The following is a 21,650-nucleotide window of genomic DNA, read 5'->3' as shown; positions in this document are numbered from 1 at the left end:
GGGTTGATCCAGGCGGTATCCAGATGGAGACAGGCGTGCAACAACAGTGGAACAGGCGGGCTTTCATGATGGCGGCGGCGGGTGTCGCTGCGTCCGCAAGTGTCATGCCGGCGCACGGCGCCAACGGCCTGCGCCGGGTGCCCGGCGGCGGCAGCATCACCGACGTGGCCGGCATCAAGGTCGGGCACTACACCGACACGCGGCGGCCGACCGGCTGCACGGTCATCATCGCCGAAGCGGGCGCCACCGGCGGCGTGGACGTGCGCGGCGCGGCGCCGGGCACGCGCGAGACCGACCTGCTCAACCCCGTCAACATGGTGGAAAAAGTGCATGCGGTGATGCTGGCCGGCGGCAGCGCCTTCGGCCTGGAGGCGGCCACCGGCGTCATGCGCTACCTGGAAGAACGCAAGATCGGTTTCGACGTGGGCGTGGCGCACGTGCCGATCGTGCCGGCCGCCATCCTGTTCGACCTGGGCGTGGGCGACGCCTCGATCCGGCCCGATGCCGCGGCCGGCTACCAGGCCTGCAAGGCGGCCAGCGCCAAGCCGCCGCAGGAGGGCAACGTCGGCGCCGGCGCCGGGGCGACGGTCGGCAAGCTGTACGGCGCCAAGCGCGCCATGAAGGGCGGCCTGGGCAGCGCCTCGCTGACCGTGGCGGGCGTCACGGTGGGCGCGATCGTCGCGGTCAATGCGGTGGGCGACGTGGTCGATCCGGCCACCGGCCACGTGCTGGCCGGCGCCCGCACCGCCGACGGCAAGATGCTGCTGGACACGCGCGCGGCGATCCTGGCCGGCGACCTGCCGACCTCGATGCGCGAGGGCGCGGCCACCACCATCGGGCTGGTGGCCACCGATGCCAGGTTGACCAAGGCGCAGGCGCAGAAGATGGCGCAGACCGCGCACGACGGCCTGGCCCGCACCATCAATCCTATCCACACCATGCTCGACGGCGATACGGTGTTCGCCCTCGGCACGGGCGCGTCCGGCAAGCCCGCCAACATGATGCTGCTCGGCGTGATGGCGGCCGAGGCCATGGCGATCGCGGTGCAGCGCGCCATCCTGGCGGCGCGCGCGCTGGAAGGCTATCCGGCGGCGGTGGATTTCATCGCCTGAGCGTCACCTTCTTCCGGGTAAATGGCGCGCTTGCAAGCAGGAACGCCATTTGCTGCCACCCCATATTCGTGCTGACCCCAAGCTGTCACATGGCTTGGGCAAGATGAAAAGCGTCGGCGTCACGCCTGCGCGCGGGAGAGGGGCAGCATGTACGAAGGAGAGCGCTTGAACGGAGCCACGCACCTGGCCGGCCTGGCCTTGGCGGTGGCTGCATCCGGGGCCCTGATCGCGCGGGCCGCGGAACTGAAAGTGGAGTGGCGCCAGATCGTGGCCTGCGCGGTGTTCGCGGCATCCATGATCGCCGTCTATGCGTCATCGGTGCTGTATCACTGCTCGCGCGGACGCCGCAAGGCGCTGTGGGCCAAGGCCGACCACTGCGCCATCTACCTGCTGATCGCCGGCACCTACACGCCGCTGGCGTTCGTGCCGCCGGAACTGGGCTGGGGCGCCGCCATGGCGGTGGCGATCTGGCTGCTGGCGCTGTACGGCATCGGCCGCGAACTGTGGTGGGCGCGCGGGGCCGCGCCAGCCTTGCCGCTCTATCTGGCGATGGGCTGGCTGGGCGTGATGTGCGCGGCGCCCATCGCCGGCGCGCTGTCGGGCGCCGGGCTGGCCTGGCTGCTGGCCGGGGCCGCGCTCTACACGGTGGGCACGGTGTTCTACGCCAACGACAAGCGCTGGCGCCATGCCCACGGCATCTGGCATCTGTTCGTCATGGGCGGATCGGCCTGCCACTTCGTCACGGTGTTCGGCTTCCTGCGCCACGCCTGACGCGGGGCCGTCAGCGCCACGCCGCCAGCGGCAGCATGCCGCCGCGGTTCTTCACTTTCCGCATGACGATATGCGAACACAGGTCGCGCACGCCCGCGATCTTGCTGAGCTTGTCTTCCACGAACTGCGAGAAGGCCGCCAGGTTGCGGGTGCGCACCGTCAGGATGTAGTTGGAGGCGCCGGTGACGATGCTGGCCTCGGTGATCTCGTCATACAGGGCGATGCCGGCCAGGAATTCCTCGTGCCAGCCGGGCCGCGACTGATCCAGGGACACGTGCACGATGGCTTCCAGCTCGAACCCCAGCCGCTCGGCGTCCAGCACGGCGCGGTAGCCGCGCACGAAGCCGCCTTCCTCCAGCGCCCGCACCCGCCGCAGGCAGGCCGAGGGCGACAGGGCCACCTGCTCGGCCAAATCCTGGTTGCTGAGCTGGCTGTTCTCCTGCAGGCGGTAGAGAATGCGGTGGTCGATGGCGTCCAATTGCATGGTGCAATCCAATTCGAAAAAATGGTCTACAGCGCAATTTAATGCGAAATCCTAGGGTAAGCCACGCCTCGTTTTGCAAGTATTCGGCTTGGTCGCGCTGATAGTATGTAGCCAGCATATTGCCCGAAGGAGCTGTGAATGAACACCCGCGAAGCCTGCGTCGCCGCCGACCGGCAGGACCCCCTTGCGCCGCTGAAGGCGCGTTTCGACCTGCCGCCCGGCGTGCTCTATATGGATGGCAACTCGCTGGGCGTGATGCCGCGCGCCGCCGCCGCGCGCGCCGCCGAGGTCATCACCCAGGAATGGGGCACTGGCCTGATCCGCAGCTGGAACACCGCCGGCTGGTTCGAACTGCCGTCGCGGCTGGGGGACAAGCTGGCCGGCCTGCTCGGCGCGAAGGCGGGCGAACTGGTCATCACCGACACCACCTCGCTGAACATCTTCAAGGCCCTGGCGGCCAGCCTGCGCATCCAGCAGAAGCGCCAGCCCAAGCGCCGCGTGATCCTGTCCGAACGCGACAACTTTCCCACCGACCTGTACATGATCCAGGGCATGATCGACCTGCTGCAGCAGGGCTACGAGATGCGCCTGATCGACGACGAGCTGCCGCTGGAGCGGGCGCTGGACGAGGACGTGGCGGTGGTGCTGCTGTCGCACGTCAACTACCGCAGCGGGCAGATGCACGACATGGCTGCGGTCACGCGCCAGGCGCACGAGCGCGGCGCGCTGGTCATCTGGGACCTGGCGCACGCCGCCGGCGCGGTGCCGGTGGACCTGAACGGCGCCGACGCCGACTACGCCGTGGGCTGCACCTATAAGTACCTGAACGGCGGCCCCGGCTCGCCGGCCTTCATCTGGGTGGCGCCGCGCCACATTCCCGACTTCTGGCAGCCGCTGTCGGGCTGGTGGGGCCACCAGCGTCCGTTCGACATGACGGTCGCCTACGAGCCGGCCGGCGGCATCCGCCGCTACCTGTGCGGCACCCAGCCCATCGTGTCGCTGGCCATGGTCGAATGCGGCCTGGACGTGGCGCGCGAGGCCGACATGGCCGAGGTGCGCAGGAAGTCGCTGGCGCTGGGCGACCTGTTCATCGCCCTGGTCGAGGAACGCTGCGCCGGGCATCCGCTGACGCTGGTGACGCCGCGCGACCATGCCCAGCGCGGCAGCCACGTGAGCCTGCGCCATCCCAACGGCTACGAGGTCATGCAGGCGCTGATCGCGCGCGGCCTGATCGGCGACTACCGCGAGCCCGAGGTGCTGCGCTTCGGCCTGACGCCGCTGTACTTCGGCTACGCCGACGTCTGGGACGCGGTCGAGATCCTGAAAGACGTGCTCGACAGCAAGGCCTGGGACAAGCCCGAGTTCAAGCAGCGTTCGGCCGTGACCTGAGCGGCCGGTTGCCGGCCCGAGCGACATCCAGCAAGAGAGCGCAGTACCGGAGGAGACAATGACACAACAACAAGGATTCGGCAGGATCGCCGAACGCGAACAGGGGCTCAAGCGCCGCCTGACGTCCGGCCAGATGAGCATGATCGCGATCGGCGGGGCCATCGGCACCGGCCTGTTCCTGGGCAGCAAGTTCGCGATCGGCTTCGCCGGCCCCAGCGTCATCATCAGCTACGCCATCGGCGGGCTGATCACGCTGCTGCTGATGGGCTGCCTGGCCGAGATGACGGTGGCGCATTCGACGTCGGGTTCGTTCGGCGCCTATGCCGAACACTACATCGGCCCGCTGGCCGGCTTCCTGGTGCGCTATGCGTACTGGTCGTGCGTGGTGCTGGCGGTGGGCACCGAGGTCACCGCGGTGGCCGAGTACATGAAATTCTGGTTCCCGTCGGTGCCCGGCTGGCAATGGGTCTGCCTGTTCTCGGCGGCGCTGATCTTCATCAACGCCATGAGCGTGAAGGCCTTCGGCACCATCGAGTACTGGTTCTCGACCATCAAGATCAGCGCCATCGTGGCCTTCATCATCCTGGGCGCCTATGTGGTCTGGGGCAATCCGCAGTACGGCACGGCGCAGTACACGGCGCACGGCGGCTTCTTCCCCAACGGCGTGTGGGGCATGTGGATCGCGGTGGTCATCTCGATCTTCAGCTACCTGAGCGTGGAGATGATCGCGGTGGCGGCGGGCGAGGCCGAGGACCCCGAGCGCGCGGTGAAGAAGGCGTTCCGCGCCACCATCGTGCGGCTGGTGGTGTTCTACCTGCTGACGCTGGCGCTGATCCTGGCCATCGTGCCGTGGGACCAGGCCGGCAAGGGCGGCAGCCCGTTCGTGACGGTGATGGAAGCGGTGAAGGTGCCGTACGCGGCCGGCGTCATCAACTTCATCGTGCTGGTGGCGGCGCTGTCGGCCATGAACAGCCAGCTGTACATCACCACCCGCATGATGTTCAGCCTGTCGCGCGCGGGGCATGCGCCGGCGGCTCTGGGCAAGCTGACGCGCAGCGGCACGCCCCTGAATGCGCTGCTGCTGTCGACCAGCGGCATCGCCATCGCCACCGTGCTGAACGTGTTGTATCCGGAAACCTCGTTCACGCTGATGATGGCGATCTCGATGTTCGGCGCGCTGTTCACGTGGATGATGATCTTCGTCACGCATTACTTCTTCCGCCGCCGCTGGGCGCGCGAGGGCGGCGCGGCGTTGTCGTTCCGCATGCCGGGTTTCCCGCTGCTGACGCTGCTGGGCGCGGGCGCGATGCTGGCGATCCTGGTGACGACCTATTTCACCGGCGTGTTCAAGATGACGCTGGTGTTCGGCGTGCCGTTCCTGTTGGTGCTGGCGGCCCTGTACCTGCTGCTGTTCCGCAAGACCGCGGCGGCGGTGGTGCTGCAAGCGCGCCAGCAGCGCTCCTAGCGGTTGCGCCGGCGGACTCGCCCGGTGTTGCCGGCGGCGCGTTTCAAACGGCGCCCGCGTCCGCGCACTGGCGGATCGCCGCCAGCATGGCGCGGGCCCGCGCCGGCAGCGAGCGCGAGGCGTACACGGCGTGCATCTGCGGCGCCACGCCCTGCGCCGAGGTGGCGGTGTAGCCGGGGCATACCCGCACCAACGTGCCGCGGGCGATCTCCGGCGCCGCCGCCCAGTCCGCCAATCTGGCGATGCCCACACCCTGCAGCGCCAGCGCCATCAGGCCGCTGCCGGTGCTGACCCGCACCGCCGGCTCGGCATGCATGCGCACGATGCGCTTGTCGCGCCGCAGGTGCCAGTCCTTCAGCACGCGCGGCCCGGTGTGCATGATGAGCCGGTGCCGCGCCAGTTCTTCGGGCTCGCGCGGCAGCCCCATGCACGCCACATAGTCAGGGCTGGCGCACAGCAGCCGCGCATACGGCCACAGGCGCGCGCCCAGCAGCTCGCTCGATGCCGGAAAGCCGCCGCGGATGGCGAAGTCCAGGCCCTCCGCGATGGGGTCGACCCACTTGTCGGTGTAGTTGATGTCCACCGTGACGCCGGGATAGTCTGCCGCGTAGCGCCGCAGCACCGCCGGCAGCAGGGTCACGCCCAGCAGGTCGGGCGCCGAGAAGCGCAGACGGCCCTGATCGCCCGACTGGGTGTCGCGCAGCGCCTCGCGCGCTTCGCTTTCCAGCCGCAGGAGGCCGCGCGCCGACTGGAAGTAGCTTTCGCCCTGCGGCGTCAGCACCACGCTGTTCTTGCTGCGCAGCAGGAGCTGCGCGCCGACCTGGCGTTCCAGCGCCTGCACCGCGCGGGTGACCGCGCTGGGCGACGCGCCCAGGGCGCGGGCCGCCAGCACGAAGCTCTGGCGTTCCGCGACGGCGCAGAACACCTGGTATTCCCATAGCGCGCCACGTTCCATGGCGGTTCTCCATTGCATTTATCGCAACATGATATTGCAACGCGGAGCGCTCGGGCGGACCTAGACTGCGGCCATCCCCGACTTTCTCCAGGTTGATCGCCATGTCTGAGCCCCACTATTTCGATCCCGTCACCGGCGCGCGCCATGCGCTGGATGAGGCCCGCTGGTGTTCCGATGCGCGCACCCCCTTGATGATCTCGCCGCTGCCGGGCATCTCGCGTGACGACATCGACCGGGGCGAGCGTTCGCTGTGGCGCTACCGCGCCGCGCTGCCGGGCGCCGTGGCGCGGCCGGTGTCGATGGGCGAGGGCGGCACGCCGATGGTCGAGCGCGCCTGGGGCGGCCTGCGGCCGCATTTCAAGCTGGAATGGTTCAACCCGACCTGCAGCTTCAAGGACCGTGGCGCGGCGGTGATGCTGTCGTGGCTGCACCAGATCGGCATCCGCGCCATCGCCGAGGACAGCTCGGGCAACGGCGGCGCCGCCATCGCCGCCTTTGGCGCGGCGGCGGGCATGGACGTCACCATCTTCGCGCCCGCCTATACCTCGACCGCCAAGGTGGCGCAGATCCGCGCATTCGGCGCCGACGTGCAACTGGTGCAGGGGCCGCGCGAGAACGCCGAGACCGCCGCGATCGAGGCCGCCGAGCGGATCTTCTATGCCAGCCACAACTGGCAGCCTTTCTTCCTCCAGGGCACCAAGTCCATCGCCTACGAGATGTGGGAGGACTTCGGTTTCGAGGCGCCGGACAACGTGGTGATTCCGGCGGGCGCGGGCAGCAACGTGCTGGGCTGCGCCATTGGCTTTGCCGAGCTGCTGGCGGCCGGACAGATCAAGCGCCTGCCGCGCCTGTTCGTGGCCCAGCCGCGGAACTGCTCGCCGGTGGACGCCAGCTTCCATGCCGGGGTCGACACGCCGGTGCCGCGCGAGGTGCTGCCGACGGTGGCCGAGGGCACCGCGATCAAGCGGCCGGTGCGGCTGCGCGAGGTGTTGCAGGCGATCCGCGCCAGCGGCGGTCAGACCGTTGCGGTGCCGGAGGCGGACATCGTTGCCGCCGTGCGCAGGCTGGCGGCAATGGGGCTCTACGCCGAGCCCACCAGCGCCACCGCGGCGGCGGCGCTGGACATGCTGCGCGCGCGTGGCGCGATTCGCGAGACCGAGCGCACCGTGGTGCTGTTGACCGGCACCGGCATCAAGGCCACGCAGTTCATGACGGATCTGTATTCGGCGGCGTGACCGCCGCCGCGTCCGCCAGCAGGTGGTCGAGCAGGCGGCGGGCGCGGGCGCTGAGGGTATCGCGCGACTGCACGCACAGCAGCAGCTCGCGCGCGGCCCAGGCGTCGGACAGCGCCACCGGCGTCACCCTGAGCAACTGGCGCATGCTGTTGGCCGTGGTTTCGGGCACGATGCCCACGCCGACGCCGGCCTCGACCAGCCGGCACATGGCGTCGAAGCTGCGCAACTGCACCCGCAGCTTGATGGGCTTGCCGACCACCAGTGCCTGCCGCGCCAGGAAGCGTTGCAGCGCGCTGCTGCGGTCGAGCCCGACGAAGTCTTCGTCCAGCACGTCGCCGAACGCGACCTCGGCCCGGTCCACCAGCGCGTGGCCGGCCGGCACGATCAGCACGAAGCGGTCGGCGTGGTAGGCGTGGGTCTGCAGGGCGCCGGTGTCGACCGTGCCCGCGACGATGCCGATATCGGCCGAGCCGTCGGCGATGCATTCGACGATCTCGTCGCTCAGCATTTCCTGCAATTCGACGTTGATGCGCGGATGCGCCGCCAGGAAGCCGCCGAGCGCTTCGGGCAGGAAGGCGGTCAGCGCGTTGGTGTTGGACAGCAGGCGCACCGAGCCGCCGAATTCGCCGGAGAAATCGGCCAGGTCGTCGCGCAGGCGGTCGGCCTGGGCAAGCATGATGCGGGCATGGGCGGCCAGCTTCAGGCCGGCCGGGGTGGGGATGACGCCCTGGCGGCGGCGTTCCAGCAGCGGCGTGCCGAGGGAGGCTTCAAGGTTGCGGATGCGGGCGCTGGCGGCGGCCAGCGCCAGGTTGGCGCGGGCGGCGCCGTGGGTGATGCTGCCGGCCTGCACCACGTGCAGGAAAAGCGCCAGATCGGTCAGGTCGAAACGCATGGCGGCGAGCCTACGCGAGGCGCGCAGGCAGCCTCTGCGAATGGCGCATTTTCAGCGGCGGACAGGGTCCGTACACTGCGCCGATTCGTGTTTTTTTGGTGGTTTTTTCATGCATCTGGTCGCCTCCGGTTTTCCGATTCTACCCGCGCTGATCACCGCGATCACGATCGCGTTGTGGGCGTTTTCACGGTTGCCCGAATACCTGACGGCGCTGCTGTTCTTCAGCGCCGCGATGATCCTGGCGGCCGCCTCGCGCGATGTGGTGTTTTCGGGGTTCTCGTCGGCGGCGTTCTGGCTGGTGCTGAGCGGCTACGTATTGGGGCTGGCGCTGAAGTACACGGGCCTGGCCGACCGCATGGCGGGCGCGTTGTCGCGGCGCCTGTCGGGTTCATATCCGAAGGTGGTGGCCGGCGTGGTCGCGCTGACGTACCTGCTGGCTTTCGTGATGCCGTCGAACATGGGCCGCATCGCGCTGCTGATGCCGATCGTGCTGGCGTACGCCGACCGGATCGGGCTGGCGGCGGGACGGCGCGGGCGAATCGGGCTGGCGCTGGCGGTGGGCTTTGGCACCTTCCAGCTGTCCACCTCCATCCTGCCGGCCAACGTGCCCAACCTGGTGATGGCCGGCAGCATCGAATCCAGCTACGGCTTGCAGCTGGGCTACCTGCCATACCTGTGGCTGCATGCGCCGGTGCTGGGAATCCTGAAAGGCGCGGTGCTGGTGGCCTGTATTGCGTGGCTGTTCCGCGACACGCCGGAAGCGGCGCCGCCCGCCGCGCCGGCCCCGCCGCTGACGAGGGCTGAAAAGCGCCTGGTGCTGTTGCTGGGGTTGACCCTGCTGGGCTGGGTGACCGACGGATGGCATGGCGTGTCGCCGGCCTGGATCGGGCTGGCTGCGGCCTGCCTGTGCCTGTTGCCCGGGGTGGGGTTCGTCAGCGGCGAGCAGTTCGGCAAGGAAGTGAACTTTCGCACCGCGATCTATGTGGCGGGCATCCTGGGGCTGGCCGCGATGGTGGCGGACAGCGGCCTGGGCGGCATCATCGGCCGCGCCCTGCAGGCCTGGCTGCCGCTGTCGCCCGACGCGCCGATGCAAAGCTTCTTTTCGCTGGTGGGGCTGTCGGCCGCGCTGAACTTCGTGGTTACGGCCAACGGCGTGCCGGCCTTGTACACGCCGCTGGCCGAGACGCTGGCGCAGGCATCGGGCTTCTCGTTGATGACGGTGCTGATGGCGCAGGTGGCCGGCTACGCCACCGTCATCATGCCGTACCAGGCTTCGCCCATCGTGGTGGCGATGGGCATGGGCCAGGTGCCGGCGCGCAGCGGCCTGGCGCTGAGCCTGCTGACCGCGCTGGTGTCGTTCGTGGCGCTGGTGCCGGTGGACTACCTGTGGTTCAGGCTCCTGGGAATGCTGGGATCGTGACCAGTTCCTCCTGGGCGGGCGTGGTGTCGGGCGCCGGGGCGAACACGCGCAGGCGGTGGCCGTCGGGGTCGAGCGCGACGAAGGTGCGGCCGAAGTCCATGTTGGTGGGGGCCTGCAGGATCGGCAGGCCGCGCAGGCTCCAGTCGAGGTGGCGCTGGTTGAGCGCGTCGGCGTCGGGCACGGTGAAGGCCAGTTCGGTGCAGCCGCCGCGGCCGGCGGCGGCCGGCTCGACGGTGTGGCGCGACCACAGGCCCAGCATCAGGCCGGAGTCGAGCGCGAACAGGGCGAAGGTGGGCGAGCTTTCGACGGGCGGGCGGTTCAGCAGCGCGCTGTAGAACGCCGCGCTGGCCTCGGGCTTGTCGACGTAGAAAATGACGAAGTTCTTGGCGGACATGATGCGCTCCTGGTTGAATGAGCGCCCATCTTAGAGAGCCATGCTGTCAGATTTTGTCAGCAGTCTTCATGCCGATGTCGCACCCGCCGGCGCGCGGCGCATGCCAGGGATCAGCAGGGGTCGCACTCGGCCGCATTGATGGCGCGCCACTCCTTGAGCAAGGCATGGCGGCGGCGCGGGTAGCGCTGCCCGGGTTCGAGCGTGGCGATGCGATCGGTGCGGAAATGGCGGAAGTCCTGGCGCAGTTCGCACCAGGCCATCACGATGCGCACGCTGTCGAAAAAACCCAGGGCGAACGGCCAGATGACGCGCTCGGAGTCGGCGCCCTTGTCGTCGCGGTAGGTGATGGCGATCTTCTGTTCGCAGCGGATCGCCTGGCGGATCTGGGACAGGTCGACCCGGTCGACCACCGCCCAGCTGCTGGGACCGACCAGCAGCGGAATGGCGTCGAGTTCGTCGCGCAGTTCCCGCGGCAGCACCGCGCTGATCTTGGCCAGCGCGTTGGCGGCGGCCTGGCCCAGGCGCGGATCGGAACGGCCGGCCACCCAGCGGGTGCCCAGCACCAGGGCCTCGATCTCCTCGGTGCTGAACATCAGCGGCGGCAGCATGAAACCGGGCCGCAGCACGTAGCCGATGCCCGGCTCGCCCTCGATCTCGGCGCCCTGCGCCTGCAACGTCGCGATGTCGCGATACAGGGTGCGCAGGCTCACGCCCAGGTCGGCCGCCAGGCGGTGGCCGCTGACGGGCAGGCGGTGGCAGCGCAGGGTCTGCAGCAGGTCCAGGAGGCGTTCGGTGCGGGACATGTAGGCGGGCAAGGGCGGGACGCCGTAATGCTGCCACGGAATGGCAGCAGCCGGAAGCCGCGGCCCTCAATCATCAAGTGGTTTGCGTTCGAGCCGATGCACGGGCGCGAGACCACCTTCGACCGCCTGCTCAGGCCTTGCGCCACCGCCATACCGGTCAGCATGCCGCGCCGTTGCAGGCGTGGCTGCGCGGCCAGGTGCGCGACGTGCTGCGCGAGCGCCTGGCCGCGGATGCTTCCAGCTAGCGGCTGACCGGCTTGCCGCTGGCCACGTCGATGGCCGAGCCGTCTTCCAGGCTGACGCGGTAGATCTCGCGCAGCACGTTGCCGGCAAAGCCGATCTCGACGATGGACACGTCCTTGAAGGTGGTGGCGATGCCGTCGGGCAGCGCGGCGTTGAACTTGTCGGATTCCTGCTTCATGGCGTCGGCCAGGCGGGCGTCGTACGGCGCCATGCTGTAGACCAGCGTGGTGTGCGGATTGTGGGCGCGCACTTCCTTGCCGTCCTTCATCACGTTGACGCCGCTCACGCCCATGGTCTTGACCTGGTCGCGGCCGGCCTCGCCCATCTTGGCGTACACCGGGCCGGTCACGCGCGGCAGCGGGCCATCGCGCAGCGGCGCCAGCGCGGCCGTGGCCACCGTGTTGTAGGCCATCATGGCCTCGAAGCCCGCGCCGCTCTTGACCACGCCCAGGTCCAGCCACCACGGATGGCCCGCGCCCTTGGCGGCCTCGGTGGGGTAGAAGCCCTTGAGCGTGACGGCCAGCGGCGCCGGCGGCTTGGGCAGCGCCCGCAGCATGCGCTGCGGCGTGGCGGGGTCGGCGCTGTGGATGTGGACCACCGTGACGTGGGGGATGTTGGGCGTTTCCGCCTCGGTCTTCAGGCCCAGCGCGAGCAGGTCCTGCTTGAGCGTGCCGTTGACCTTGGCGTCGAGCACGGCGTTGACTTCCTTGGGCAGGCGGTACACCACGCCATAGGTGGCCTTGTGATCGCGGAACGCGGGCTGTTCCAGCGCGCTGTTGTCGATGGGGGCGGCGGCCAGGGCGACCGAGAGGGTGGCGAAGGACAGGCCGAGGGCGGCCAGGGGCAGGATGCGCTTGATCATGGATTTTCCTTTTATGTGGGACCCGCGAGAGTCCGAGCCAGTGTGGCCACGCCGGATGTACGGCGTATTGCACCAGTCCAAAGAAATCCGATAGCCGCCGTGGTCTGGCCGATAGCTGCGCGCCACCGAAGCGGCCGGACCGGACCGCGGGGTGTCAGAGCAGGAAAACGGCCGCGATGATCGCCAGTCCCAGCGCCAGGTTGACGCCGACCCAGCGGCGGATGCCGGCCATCGCCTGGCCGCCGCGCGGCCAGTCGGAGGCGGCCACCGCCGCCCGCAGCCGGGGATAGAGCGCGGCGCGGATGTAGGCGTAGATCACGGCCATGATCAATCCGCCGGCGGTCATCACCGTCCAGCCGCGCGGCATGAAGAAGGCGCCGCCCGTCTGCGCGGCCTGGGACGCCTCCTGGCCGATCATCGCCGCGCCGGTGGCCAGGATCAGCACGATCGCGGCCAGCACGGCATTCAGGAACGGGCCGAGCACCGCATGCATCAGTCGCAGCCGTTGTGGCGGCTCCAGCTGCGCGGCCGCCGGCCGCAGGAAACAGTGGGCGAACAGCATGCCGCCCACCCAGAGAATGACGGCCAGCAGGTGGATCAGTTTGAACGCGCTGTAGAGCATCGGGTCGGCCTTGGGCAAGAGGGGGAAGGGACGTCGCGCCAGCGCCGGGGCGGCCGGTCGGGCAAGTCCGTCCCCATCATATCGCCACCCTTGCGCGGGCGGGGTTCTTGACCTGGGTCAGGGTTTTCCATTTAGAATGAGATTGATTTTTATTTGTGATCAAGTGTGATCGGGAGCCCACCGTGTCCAACCTTGCGCTTGCCTGCGGCGACGCCGTCCACCTGCTTTACCGCGCGCACCACGGATGGCTGCACAACTGGCTGCGGGCCAAGCTGGGCGATTCGTTCGACGCCGCAGACCTGGCGCAGGACACCTTCGTGCGCGTGCTGCGCCACCGGCACGAGCTGGACGCGCTGCGCGAACCCCGCGCCTACCTGACCACCATCGCCAAGCGCCTGGTGTTGAACCTGCACCGGCGCCGCTCGCTCGAACGGGCCTACCTGGACGCGCTGGCCACGCTGCCCGAGGCGCTGGCGCCGTCGCCCGAGCAGCGTCTGCTGATCCTCGAGGCGCTGCAGGAAATCGACGAGATGCTGGCGGGCCTGCCGCTTCCGGCGCGGCAGGCCTTCCTGATGGCGCAACTAGAAGGCCTCGGCCACGCCGAGATCGCCGCGCGGCTGAACGTGTCGCTGCGCTCGGTGCACCGCTACATCGCCAAGGGGTACGAACAATGCATCATGGCGGTGATGTAAGCGCGCCGTGGGGCGCCGCGGGCGAGTTGCCCGCCGTCGACCGCAAGGTGGCGCGCGAGGCGGCGCGCTGGCTGTTGCGCCTGAGTTCCGAGCGCGCCACCGAGGCCGACGTGCGCGCCTGCGCGCAGTGGCGCGCCAGCAAGGCCGAACACGAACATGCCTGGCAACGGGCGCAGCGCGTCAACCAGCGTCTCGGCCTGGTGCCGTCCTCGTTGGGCATGGCGGCGCTGAACCGGCCCGACCTGGCCGGCCGCCGCGCGGCCCTCAAGACCCTGGCCGCGCTGATCGTGGCCGGCCCCGCCGGCTGGGCCGCGTGGCGCGCCAGCCCGTTCGAGTGGAGCGCCGACTACCGCAGCGCCACGGGCGAGCAGCGCCGGGTCGCGCTGAGCGACGGCTCTTCCATGCGCCTGAACACCGCCAGCGCGGTCGACGTGCTGTACGACGCCGACCTGCGGTTGGTGCGCCTGCGCGCCGGCGAGATCGCGGTCCACGCCGTGGAAGAGTCGGGCGCCCATCCGCGCCCGTTCGTGGTGCGCGCCCGGCAGGGCGAGGTGCAGGCGCGGGCGGCGCGCTTCTGCATGCGCCAGGACGGCGCCGCCTGCCGCGTGAGCGTGCAGGAAGGGCGCGTCAACCTGCGGGGCGGCGGCGTGGTCGTGCCGTTGGCGGCCGGCGAGCAGGCATGGCTGCGCGATGACGCGCCCGCGCGCCCCGAGCCGGCCGATCCGCATGCGGCCGACTGGACCCGTGGCGTGCTGCACGTCAACGCCTGGCGCCTGGATGCGTTCGCCGCTGAACTGGGCCGCTACCGGCCGGGCCTGCTGCGGTGCGACCCCGAAGTGGCGGGCCTGCGGCTTTCGGGCGCGTTCCAGTTGCATGACACCGACGCGGTGCTGGCGGCCTTGCCGTCGACGCTGCCGGTGCGGGTGCGCTATCGCAGCGCGTATTGGGTGACGATCGCGCCGCGCGCCGGACAGGCGTGAATCGTCGTTGTTACAAAAAAACCGAGGACACGCTGTCCGGTCCGCGAATGTCGAGGGTCATGGTCAGTAGAGGCACACGAATGCCGATACCCGTTGGATCGAAAGGACGACCATGGCTCATTTCCCCGCCAGCCGCGTGCGCGGCTATCCCATCAACCGAGAGGCCCCATGCCGACTGACCCGCCTGACCCTGGCGTTGCGCCTTGCCACCGCGTTGGCCGCGCCGGCCGCCATGCTGTGGCCGGCCGCCGCCGCGCAGGCGCAGGCCGCGCCGGCGCAGCAGGCGCGCAGCTACCGCATCCCGGCCGGCCCGCTGGCCGAGAACCTGGCGCGCTTTGCCGACCATGCCGGCGTCACGGTGCTGTTCGACGCGACGCTGGTGGGCCAGCGCCGTGGCGCGGGCTTGAATGGGGAATACACCGTGGCTGACGGCTTTGCCCGCCTGCTGGCCGGCAGCGGCCTGGCCGCGCGCGAGCGCAGCCCCGGCGTATTCGTGTTGCAGGCCTTGCCGCAGCCGGGTGTCGCGCAACTCGCGCCGGTCACGGTCCAGGGCGAAGGCGCGGTGGCGGCGCCGGCATGGGAAACGCGCACCGACCGCAAGCGCATGGACGATCTGCAGATCAAGAACTGGAGCGACCTGGGCAAGCGCGCCGAACCCGGCGTGACCTTCAACCGCCAGAACAACAGCATCAACATCCGCGGGCTCGACCAGGACCGCGTGCTGACGCGGGTCGATGGCATCCGGCTGCCGTGGCTCGACGACGGCGCCCGGGGCGTCAAGGGCGGCCTGGAGGCGGTGGACTTCAATACGCTGTCGCGCCTGGATATCGTGCGCGGCGCCGATGCCGGCTCGGGCGGTTCGGGGGCCATTTCCGGACTGGCCGACCTGTACACGCTCAGCCCGGCCGACCTGCTGACCGACGGCAAGACCTTCGGCGCGCTGGCCAAGACCGACTACGACACCGCCGACAGCAGTTGGGGCGCCAACGCCGCGCTGGCCGGGCAGATCCATGACAACACCTTCTGGCTGGTGCAGGCGGGCGTGCGCAACGGCCACGCGCTCGACAACCGTGGCGACGTCGGCGGCTACGGCCCGCGCCGCAGCGAGCCGACGCCCGAAGACTACGACCAGCGCAGTTTCCTGCTCAAGCTGCAACAGCGCGTGGATGGCGGACATCGTTTCGGCCTGACCGGCGAGTACTTCAAGCGCAACGCCACCCAGGACAGCATGTTCGAGCAGGGCCCGGGCACCAGCTACCAGATCGGCGAGAACACCACCAAAAAGGAAACCGAGCGCGAGCGCGTGTCGTTCGACTATGTCTACAAGGCGCCGGGCGAGGGCGGCTGGATCGACAGCGCCACGGCGGTGGTGTATTGGCAGCGCATGCAGCTCGACAGCGCGCTGGATGGCCAGCGCAGCCGCGACGCGCGGGGCAACATTCCCGGCGACCCATTCCGCTACGGTTTTCCCAGTGGCGCCTATGGCCGCAACAACTCCATCCGTCAGACCATGTTCGGCGCCAATGCCGAGCTGACCAAGCGGCTGGCCGGCAACAGCGTTTCACAGCTTTGGACGGTGGGCGGGGAATGGTACGGCAACAAGACCGAGCAGAATTCCAGCGGCTACGACAATTGCCCGGTAGTGCGACCGGGCACACCCGCGCCGATGGGTCCGCGCACCTGCGACATGCTGCACACCAACCAGGCCGACGTGCCGCTGTCCAAGGGCAGCCAGTGGGCCTTGTGGGCCTCCGACGAATTCAGCTTCGCCGACGGCCGCTACACGGTCATGCCGGCGCTGCGCTACGACCATTACGAGCAGAAGCCCAAGTCCACCGAAAGCTACGCCAGCAACCGCAACGGCGGCGCGCTGCCGCCCGACAATGGCGGCGGGCGCTTCTCGCCCAAGCTGCTGGCCACCTGGAAGGCCGCGGACGAACTGAACCTGTACGCGCAGTACGCCTACGGCTTCAAGGCGCCCAGCGCGACGCAGCTCTACACCAACTACGGCGGCCCGGGCACCTACCTGCGGGTCGGCAACCCCTACCTGAAGCCGGAAACCAGCAAGGGCTGGGAACTGGGCGCCAAGCTGGGTTCCGATTCGCTGGGGGGCGCGTTATCGTTCTTCGATAACCGCTACCGGAACTTCATCGACAGCAACGTGCCGCTGGACGCCGGTTCGCCGCAATGGCAGGCGGGTTGGGCCGGGCAGTATCCGCTGGGCATCACCGGCAACGTCAACCGCGCCAAGGTGCGCATCTATGGCGCCGAGGCCAGCGCGCACTGGAAATTCTCGCCGGGCTGGCGCACCTGGGGCTCGCTGGCATGGGCCGTGGGCAAGGACGAGGGCACCGGCCAGTACCTGAATTCGGTGGCGCCGCTCAAGGCCGTGCTGGGCGTCGGCTATGGCCGCGACGCATGGGGCGTGGACGCGATGCTGACCACGGCCCTGCGTCGCAACAAGGTCGAGTATCCGGACGCTTCCGCCAAGGCGCCCAACCGTGACTTCCAGGCGCCTGGCTATGGCGTGGTGGACCTGATGGGCTACTGGCGCCCGGCCTCGGTGAAGGGCCTGCAGGTGCAGGCCGGCGTGTTCAACCTGTTCGACAAGAAGTACTGGGAAGCCATCAACGTGCCGACCGCAGGCGCCACGGCGCTGCCGCGGCCGGTGGACTGGTACACCGAACCGGGACGCAGCCTGCGCGTCTCACTGACGTATCAATACTGACCCGCGCTGCCGCCGCGCGTCAGCGGCGGCAGTCCCGATTTTCCATTCCGGCCGGAGGGCCCGCAATGAGCAACGAAGTGAAGCACCCCGATTTCGACACCCGCGCCGCCGAGCTGCGCGCCCGCAACGAAGCGCTGGCGGCGTCCCAGCCCGGCCTGCGCGCCCGCAACCTGGCCCAGGAACTCGGCGTGTCCGAGGCCGAATGGGTCGCCGCCGGCTGTGGCGGTGTCAAGGCAGTCGAACTGCATGGCCAGCCGCAGGAGATCTTCCGCGAACTGGGCACGCTGGGGCCGGTGATGGCCCTGACGCGCAACGACTGGTGCGTGCACGAACGCCATGGCGCCTACCTCGACATCCAGGCCGACGGGCCGGTCGGCCTGGTGCTGGGGCCGGACATCGACCTGCGGGTGTTCTTCTCGTGCTGGGCCTCCACCTGGGCGGTCGAGCAGGACGGCCGCCACAGCCTGCAGTTCTTCGACGGCGCGGGCGTGGCGGTGCACAAGGTCTACCGCACCGAGGCCACCGATGCCGCCGCGTACGACGCGCTGGTGGCGAAGTTCGCGGGCGCCTCGCGCTGGCCCGACACCGCGCCTTATGCCGCCGCCACCGACGCGCCGAGCGTCGAGGACAGCGCCCAGTGGCGGCAGGCCTGGCTCGGCATGCAGGACACGCACGAGTTCTTCCCGCTGCTGCGCAAGTTCAAGGTGTCGCGCCTGGCGGCGCTGGCCGCGGCCGGCGAGGACCTGGCGCAGACAGTGCCGGTGGAGTCGGTCGAACGCATGCTGGAGTCGGCGGCGGCCAGCGGCCTGTCGATCATGTGCTTCGTGGGCAACCGCGGCATGATCCAGATCCACACCGGCCCGGTGCACCAGTTGCGCCGCACCGGCCCCTGGTTCAACGTGCTGGATCCGACCTTCAACCTGCACCTGGACACCAGCGCCATCGCGTCGGCCTGGGTGGTGAACAAACCCACCAGCGATGGCTGGGTGACGTCGCTGGAGCTGTATTCGTCCAGCGGCGACCTGATCGCGCAGTTCTTTGGCGAGCGCAAGCCGGGCAAGCCGGAACTGACGGGTTGGCGTGAATTGATGTCGGGCCTGTGCCGCGTGCCGCTGGCCGCATGAGGATGATGCAATGAAGAAATGGCTGGCGGTGGCGGCGGGATGGATGCTGGTGGCGGCCGCGCAGGCGGCGCCGCCCGCGCGCGTGGTGACCCTGGGCGGAACCGTGACGGAAATCGTTTACGGCCTGGGGCAGGGCGAGCGGCTGGTCGGCGACGACCAGTCCAGCCTGTATCCGGAGGCAGCGACCCGTCTGCGGCGGGTCGGCTATTACCGCGCCGTGCCGGTCGAAGGCGTGCTGGCGCTCCAGCCAGACCTGGTGCTGGCGTCGGAGCAGGCCGGTCCGCCCGACGCGCTCAAGCGCCTGGGCGAAGTCGGTGTGCGGGTGGTGAGCGTGCCGGACGCGCCGTCGGTCGATTCGCTCAAGGCGCGCATCCGCGCCGTGGCGGCCGCGCTCGACGTGGCGCCGGCCGGCGAACAGATGGTGCGGGACGTGACAGGCGAACTGGCCAAGGCCGAAGCCATGCCGGCAACGCGCGCGCGGGCATTGCTGCTGATCAACCGCAGCGGCGCGCCGCAGGGCGCGGGGCGCGGCACCGCGGCGGCCGAAATCATGCGCCTGGCCGGCCTGGACAACGTGCTGGCGGGACAGCAGGGCTACAAGCCGCTGTCGCCCGAGGCCATCGGCGCGCTGGCGCCCGACCTGATCATCGTCACGCGTGAATCGCTGCAGGCCAGCGGCGGCCTGGAGGGCTTTGCGCGCCTGCCCGGCATCGCGGCGACGCAAGCCGCGGCGAAACAGCGCATCATCGTCATGGACGATCTGCTGATCCTCGGCCTGGGGCCACGGCTGCCGCAGGCGCTGATCCAGCTCAAGCAGGAGGCGGCGCATGCCATGGCGCGCTAGGGCGCCGGTGGCACTGGCGCTGCTGGCCGCGGCGCTGGTGCTGGCGGTGCTGGCGGCCAGCGCCAGCGGCGCGGTGCCGATCCCGCTGCGTGAACTGCCGTCGCTGTTGTGGGGCGCGCCCACGCCTGAACAGGCGCTGTGGCGCAATGTGCTGATCGACATCCGCCTGCCGCGGGTATTGCTGGCGGTGGTGATGGGCGCGGGCCTGGCGATCTCCGGCGCGGCGTTGCAGGCGCTGTTCCGCAATCCGCTGGCCGAGCCGGGGCTGATCGGCATTTCCGCCGGCGCTTCGCTAGGCGCGGTCATCGCCATCGTCATGACGCACGGCGGTTTCTGGTACACCGCGCCGGGCGCCTTCATCGGCAGCCTGGTCGCGACGCTGTCGGCCTATGTGGTGGGACGGCGCGTGCCGGGCGTGGCCGGGCTGCTGCTGGCGGGGGTGGCCATCACGGCCATCGCCTTCAGCCTGATCGGGCTGTTCACGTTCATGGCGTCCGATGCGCAGCTGCGCGACCTGACCTTCTGGAACATGGGCAGCCTGGCCGGCGCCAGCTGGAAGCTGCTGGCGTTCCTGGGGCCATGGGTGCTGCTGCTGTCGTGCTGGCTGCTGCGCCAATGGCGCGTGATGAACGCGCTGCTGCTGGGCGAGCGCGAGGCCCAGCACCTGGGCTATTCGCTCAAGCAGGCGCGCGCCCGGCTGGTGCTGGCCTGCACCCTCATCGTCGGGCCGCTGGTGGCCGCCAGCGGCACCATCGTGTTCGTCGGCCTGGTGGTGCCGCACCTGGCGCGCATGACGCTGGGCGCCAACCACCGCCTGCTGCTGCCGGCCTGCCTGCTGGGCGGCGGGCTGGTGATGACGCTGGCGGACTGGCTGGCGCGGATCGTGGTGGTGCCGGCCGAACTGCCGATCGGCCTGGTGACCGGGCTGGTGGGCGGTCCCTTCTTCCTGTGGCTGCTGGCGCGCGGCCGGAGGCACGGTTGATGCTGGCCGCCGAGAACCTGACGCTGGCGCGCGACGGCAAGCGCATCCTGGACCGCGTCTCGCTGGCGATCCGTCCGGGCGAGGTGGTGGGCCTGCTGGGCAGCAACGGCGCCGGCAAGTCGACTCTGCTGGGCGCATTGGCGGCCGAGCTGGAGGCCGATGGCGGCAGCCTGGCGCTGGACGGCCGCCCGCTGCGCGCGCTGCCGCCGCGCGCGCAGGCGCGCAAGCGCGCGGTGCTGCCGCAGAAGCCCGGGCTGACCTTCGACCTGGGCGTGCGCGAGGTGGTGGCGATGGGCGCGTATCCGTTTCCGGAGCTGTCGCCGGCCGAGGTCGATGACCTGGCGCGCCAGGCCCTGGAATGGGCCGACGTCAGCCACCTGGACGGCCGCCGCTATCCGCAGCTGTCGGGCGGCGAGCAGCAGCGGGTGCAATTCGCCCGGGTGCTGGTGCAATGCCGCGCGGCGCGCGTCCCGGGCGAGGCCCGCTACCTGCTGCTGGACGAACCGACCGCCAGCCTCGATCCCAGGCACCAGGCCGACCTGATGCGACGGGCGGCGCAACTGGCGCACGAAGGCAATACCGGCGTGCTGGTGATCCTGCACGACATGAACCTGGCGGCGCGCTGGTGCGACCGGCTGCTGTTGCTGAGCGGCGGCCAGGCGATCGCGCAGGGTACGCCGGCGCAGGTGCTGACGCCAGCCAACCTGTATCTGGCGTACGGCATCCAGGCGCAGGTGATGCCGCATCCGTTGCAGCCGGACCGGTTGCTGGTGCTGATGGCTTGAGGGGGGCGAGCCCCGGTAAAATGGGGCAATCGCGGCGGCCGCGGCCGCCTTTTCTTCATCTACCGACAGGACCCAGTGTCATGCCTACTTTCGACGTCGTCTCCGAAGTCGACAAACACGAACTCACCAACGCCATCGACCAGGCCAACCGCGAGCTCGCCACCCGTTTCGATTTCAAGGGCACGGATGCCAAGTTCGAACTGGAAGGCTTCGTGGTGACGCAGGTGGCGTCGAGCGCGTTCCAGCTCAAGCAGATGCTGGACATCCTGCGCGGCCGGCTGTCGGCGCGCGGGATCGACGTGCGCTGCCTGGACGTGGCGGATCCGCTGGAGAACCTGGGCGGGGCGCGGCAGAAGATCACGGTGAAGCAGGGGATCGAGCAGCCGGTGGCCAAGAAGCTGATCGCGGCGATCAAGAACGCCAAGCTCAAGGTCGAAAGCCAGATCAACGGCGACAAGCTGCGGATCAGCGGCAAGAAGCGGGATGATCTGCAGACGGCGATTGCGTTGTTGAAGAAGACTGACGTGGATTTGCCGTTGCAGTTCGAGAATTTTCGGGACTGACTGTTTTGCTTGCGGCTGGGTGGGGTTCGTAGGCCGCCCGTCGCGCGGGGTGTCGGGGGGGCGGGCGCCCACGATTGCGGTCCGGAGCGTTCGCTCCGGACTGCCCCATCCTCAACCTTGTACGCCTTCGGCTTCCTACGGTTTCCGTCGGGCGCATCGAGGTTGCCCACCCCCCCGACACCCCGCGCAACGGGCTACCGGCGTCTAGGTTTGCGGCGCAGTCAGGTCGGACGGGGGCGCGGAGAGGCTTGCGTTGCCCGCAAGAACCGGCCGCCCTGCGCGGCCGGTTCTTGCATACGCAATTT

At 69.6% G+C, this 21,650-nt stretch carries 21 protein-coding genes; 14 read left to right on the top strand and 7 right to left on the bottom strand.

Features of this window, described 5'->3' with window-relative positions; genetic code table 11:
- Window positions 1–23 precede the first annotated feature (23 nt).
- Window positions 24–1,112 (top strand): P1 family peptidase, encoded by a 1,089-nt coding sequence (locus ACUTAG_RS08700; RefSeq protein ID WP_187378270.1) that lies wholly within the window; start codon window positions 24–26, stop codon window positions 1,110–1,112.
- 147 nt (window positions 1,113–1,259) lie between these two features.
- Window positions 1,260–1,883, top strand: coding sequence for a PAQR family membrane homeostasis protein TrhA (trhA, locus tag ACUTAG_RS08695; RefSeq protein WP_006386705.1), 624 nt, complete (start codon window positions 1,260–1,262; stop codon window positions 1,881–1,883).
- Window positions 1,884–1,893: 10 nt separating this feature from the next.
- Here the strand turns inward: trhA and ACUTAG_RS08690 are convergent, their stop codons facing one another.
- The gene (locus tag ACUTAG_RS08690) at window positions 1,894–2,367 is read right to left on the bottom strand and encodes an Lrp/AsnC family transcriptional regulator (protein ID WP_006386706.1); all 474 of its coding nucleotides are present in this window, start codon (window positions 2,365–2,367) and stop codon (window positions 1,894–1,896) included.
- 138 nt (window positions 2,368–2,505) lie between these two features.
- On the opposite strand from ACUTAG_RS08690, the gene kynU reads away from it, so the two are divergent.
- Together kynU and ACUTAG_RS08680 are read left to right on the top strand one after the other, a co-directional pair.
- A complete protein-coding gene (gene kynU / locus ACUTAG_RS08685) occupies window positions 2,506–3,756 on the top strand; it encodes a kynureninase (protein WP_148316994.1) in 1,251 nt (416 codons plus the stop codon).
- Between the two features lie 58 nt (window positions 3,757–3,814).
- Window positions 3,815–5,221 carry an amino acid permease gene (locus tag ACUTAG_RS08680; protein ID WP_006386708.1) on the top strand — a complete coding sequence of 469 codons (1,407 nt, stop codon included), beginning with the start codon at window positions 3,815–3,817 and terminating at the stop codon, window positions 5,219–5,221.
- 43 nt (window positions 5,222–5,264) lie between these two features.
- On the opposite strand, the gene ACUTAG_RS08675 is transcribed toward ACUTAG_RS08680, so the two are convergent.
- On the bottom strand, window positions 5,265–6,176 hold the full coding sequence (locus ACUTAG_RS08675) for a LysR family transcriptional regulator (protein ID WP_049052969.1): 912 nt from the start codon (window positions 6,174–6,176) through the stop codon (window positions 5,265–5,267).
- A gap of 101 nt (window positions 6,177–6,277) precedes the next feature.
- On the opposite strand from ACUTAG_RS08675, the gene ACUTAG_RS08670 reads away from it, so the two are divergent.
- A complete protein-coding gene (locus tag ACUTAG_RS08670) occupies window positions 6,278–7,411 on the top strand; it encodes a threonine synthase (RefSeq protein ID WP_148316992.1) in 1,134 nt (377 codons plus the stop codon).
- Here ACUTAG_RS08670 and ACUTAG_RS08665 read toward each other — a convergent pair.
- Window positions 7,383–8,303, bottom strand: coding sequence for a LysR substrate-binding domain-containing protein (locus ACUTAG_RS08665; protein WP_148316990.1), 921 nt, complete (start codon window positions 8,301–8,303; stop codon window positions 7,383–7,385). The two genes, ACUTAG_RS08670 and ACUTAG_RS08665, sit on opposite strands and share 29 nt — an antisense overlap.
- 109 nt (window positions 8,304–8,412) lie before the next feature.
- Between ACUTAG_RS08665 and ACUTAG_RS08660 the strand changes: the two genes are divergently transcribed.
- On the top strand, window positions 8,413–9,723 hold the full coding sequence (locus tag ACUTAG_RS08660; protein ID WP_148316988.1) for an SLC13 family permease: 1,311 nt from the start codon (window positions 8,413–8,415) through the stop codon (window positions 9,721–9,723).
- On the opposite strand, the gene ACUTAG_RS08655 is transcribed toward ACUTAG_RS08660, so the two are convergent.
- From ACUTAG_RS08655 to ACUTAG_RS08640, 4 genes are all read right to left on the bottom strand, one after another.
- Window positions 9,695–10,117, bottom strand: coding sequence for a VOC family protein (locus tag ACUTAG_RS08655; RefSeq protein WP_148316986.1), 423 nt, complete (start codon window positions 10,115–10,117; stop codon window positions 9,695–9,697). The two genes, ACUTAG_RS08660 and ACUTAG_RS08655, sit on opposite strands and share 29 nt — an antisense overlap.
- A gap of 110 nt (window positions 10,118–10,227) precedes the next feature.
- Window positions 10,228–10,920: a helix-turn-helix transcriptional regulator gene (locus ACUTAG_RS08650; protein WP_148316984.1), complete on the bottom strand. Its 693-nt coding sequence runs from the start codon at window positions 10,918–10,920 to the stop codon at window positions 10,228–10,230.
- A gap of 241 nt (window positions 10,921–11,161) precedes the next feature.
- Window positions 11,162–12,025 carry a hypothetical protein gene (locus ACUTAG_RS08645; protein WP_148316982.1) on the bottom strand — a complete coding sequence of 288 codons (864 nt, stop codon included), beginning with the start codon at window positions 12,023–12,025 and terminating at the stop codon, window positions 11,162–11,164.
- A 154-nt stretch (window positions 12,026–12,179) separates the two neighbouring features.
- On the bottom strand, window positions 12,180–12,647 hold the full coding sequence (locus ACUTAG_RS08640; protein WP_006386716.1) for a CopD family protein: 468 nt from the start codon (window positions 12,645–12,647) through the stop codon (window positions 12,180–12,182).
- 182 nt (window positions 12,648–12,829) lie between these two features.
- Between ACUTAG_RS08640 and ACUTAG_RS08635 the strand changes: the two genes are divergently transcribed.
- The 8 genes from ACUTAG_RS08635 (at window position 12,830) to ACUTAG_RS08600 (ending at window position 21,345) form a co-directional block, all read left to right on the top strand.
- Window positions 12,830–13,339, top strand: coding sequence for a sigma-70 family RNA polymerase sigma factor (locus ACUTAG_RS08635; protein WP_148316980.1), 510 nt, complete (start codon window positions 12,830–12,832; stop codon window positions 13,337–13,339).
- On the top strand, window positions 13,318–14,319 hold the full coding sequence (locus ACUTAG_RS08630) for a FecR domain-containing protein (protein WP_148316978.1): 1,002 nt from the start codon (window positions 13,318–13,320) through the stop codon (window positions 14,317–14,319). Before ACUTAG_RS08635 ends, ACUTAG_RS08630 begins: the two co-directional genes overlap by 22 nt.
- Before the next feature lie 112 nt (window positions 14,320–14,431).
- On the top strand, window positions 14,432–17,047 hold the full coding sequence (locus tag ACUTAG_RS08625) for a TonB-dependent receptor (protein ID WP_392388244.1): 2,616 nt from the start codon (window positions 14,432–14,434) through the stop codon (window positions 17,045–17,047).
- 77 nt (window positions 17,048–17,124) lie between these two features.
- Window positions 17,125–18,171, top strand: a complete 1,047-nt coding sequence (locus tag ACUTAG_RS08620) for a hemin-degrading factor (protein WP_148317479.1) — start codon at window positions 17,125–17,127, stop codon at window positions 18,169–18,171.
- Window positions 18,172–18,181: 10 nt separating this feature from the next.
- Window positions 18,182–19,015, top strand: a complete 834-nt coding sequence (locus ACUTAG_RS08615; RefSeq protein ID WP_148316975.1) for a heme/hemin ABC transporter substrate-binding protein — start codon at window positions 18,182–18,184, stop codon at window positions 19,013–19,015.
- Window positions 18,999–19,997 (top strand): FecCD family ABC transporter permease, encoded by a 999-nt coding sequence (locus ACUTAG_RS08610; protein ID WP_054439707.1) that lies wholly within the window; start codon window positions 18,999–19,001, stop codon window positions 19,995–19,997. The genes ACUTAG_RS08615 and ACUTAG_RS08610 overlap by 17 nt, the downstream gene beginning before the upstream one ends.
- A complete protein-coding gene (locus ACUTAG_RS08605; RefSeq protein ID WP_026384620.1) occupies window positions 19,994–20,782 on the top strand; it encodes a heme ABC transporter ATP-binding protein in 789 nt (262 codons plus the stop codon). Before ACUTAG_RS08610 ends, ACUTAG_RS08605 begins: the two co-directional genes overlap by 4 nt.
- An 80-nt stretch (window positions 20,783–20,862) precedes the next feature.
- The gene (locus ACUTAG_RS08600) at window positions 20,863–21,345 is read left to right on the top strand and encodes a YajQ family cyclic di-GMP-binding protein (protein WP_006386723.1); all 483 of its coding nucleotides are present in this window, start codon (window positions 20,863–20,865) and stop codon (window positions 21,343–21,345) included.
- Window positions 21,346–21,650 lie beyond the last annotated feature (305 nt).

This window comes from Achromobacter sp. CSND-B12, assembly GCF_052906545.1.
This window is presented reverse-complemented; position numbering and strand designations above follow the sequence as displayed.

What these genes read in the sequence shown, in the direction of transcription:
- ACUTAG_RS08700 (WP_187378270.1), top strand. Translation starts at nt 24, where the DNA reads ATGGAGACAGGCGTGCAACAACAGTGGAACAGGCGGGCTTTCATGATG.
- ACUTAG_RS08630 (WP_148316978.1), top strand. Translation starts at nt 13,318, where the DNA reads ATGCATCATGGCGGTGATGTAAGCGCGCCGTGGGGCGCCGCGGGCGAG.
- ACUTAG_RS08615 (WP_148316975.1), top strand. Translation starts at nt 18,182, where the DNA reads ATGAAGAAATGGCTGGCGGTGGCGGCGGGATGGATGCTGGTGGCGGCC.
- ACUTAG_RS08640 (WP_006386716.1), bottom strand. Translation starts at nt 12,647, where the DNA reads ATGCTCTACAGCGCGTTCAAACTGATCCACCTGCTGGCCGTCATTCTC.
- ACUTAG_RS08645 (WP_148316982.1), bottom strand. Translation starts at nt 12,025, where the DNA reads ATGATCAAGCGCATCCTGCCCCTGGCCGCCCTCGGCCTGTCCTTCGCC.
- trhA (WP_006386705.1), top strand. Translation starts at nt 1,260, where the DNA reads ATGTACGAAGGAGAGCGCTTGAACGGAGCCACGCACCTGGCCGGCCTG.
- ACUTAG_RS08665 (WP_148316990.1), bottom strand. Translation starts at nt 8,303, where the DNA reads ATGCGTTTCGACCTGACCGATCTGGCGCTTTTCCTGCACGTGGTGCAG.
- ACUTAG_RS08680 (WP_006386708.1), top strand. Translation starts at nt 3,815, where the DNA reads ATGACACAACAACAAGGATTCGGCAGGATCGCCGAACGCGAACAGGGG.
- ACUTAG_RS08660 (WP_148316988.1), top strand. Translation starts at nt 8,413, where the DNA reads ATGCATCTGGTCGCCTCCGGTTTTCCGATTCTACCCGCGCTGATCACC.
- ACUTAG_RS08650 (WP_148316984.1), bottom strand. Translation starts at nt 10,920, where the DNA reads ATGTCCCGCACCGAACGCCTCCTGGACCTGCTGCAGACCCTGCGCTGC.
- kynU (WP_148316994.1), top strand. Translation starts at nt 2,506, where the DNA reads ATGAACACCCGCGAAGCCTGCGTCGCCGCCGACCGGCAGGACCCCCTT.
- ACUTAG_RS08690 (WP_006386706.1), bottom strand. Translation starts at nt 2,367, where the DNA reads ATGCAATTGGACGCCATCGACCACCGCATTCTCTACCGCCTGCAGGAG.
- ACUTAG_RS08670 (WP_148316992.1), top strand. Translation starts at nt 6,278, where the DNA reads ATGTCTGAGCCCCACTATTTCGATCCCGTCACCGGCGCGCGCCATGCG.
- ACUTAG_RS08655 (WP_148316986.1), bottom strand. Translation starts at nt 10,117, where the DNA reads ATGTCCGCCAAGAACTTCGTCATTTTCTACGTCGACAAGCCCGAGGCC.
- ACUTAG_RS08600 (WP_006386723.1), top strand. Translation starts at nt 20,863, where the DNA reads ATGCCTACTTTCGACGTCGTCTCCGAAGTCGACAAACACGAACTCACC.
- ACUTAG_RS08625 (WP_392388244.1), top strand. Translation starts at nt 14,432, where the DNA reads ATGGCTCATTTCCCCGCCAGCCGCGTGCGCGGCTATCCCATCAACCGA.
- ACUTAG_RS08610 (WP_054439707.1), top strand. Translation starts at nt 18,999, where the DNA reads ATGCCATGGCGCGCTAGGGCGCCGGTGGCACTGGCGCTGCTGGCCGCG.
- ACUTAG_RS08675 (WP_049052969.1), bottom strand. Translation starts at nt 6,176, where the DNA reads ATGGAACGTGGCGCGCTATGGGAATACCAGGTGTTCTGCGCCGTCGCG.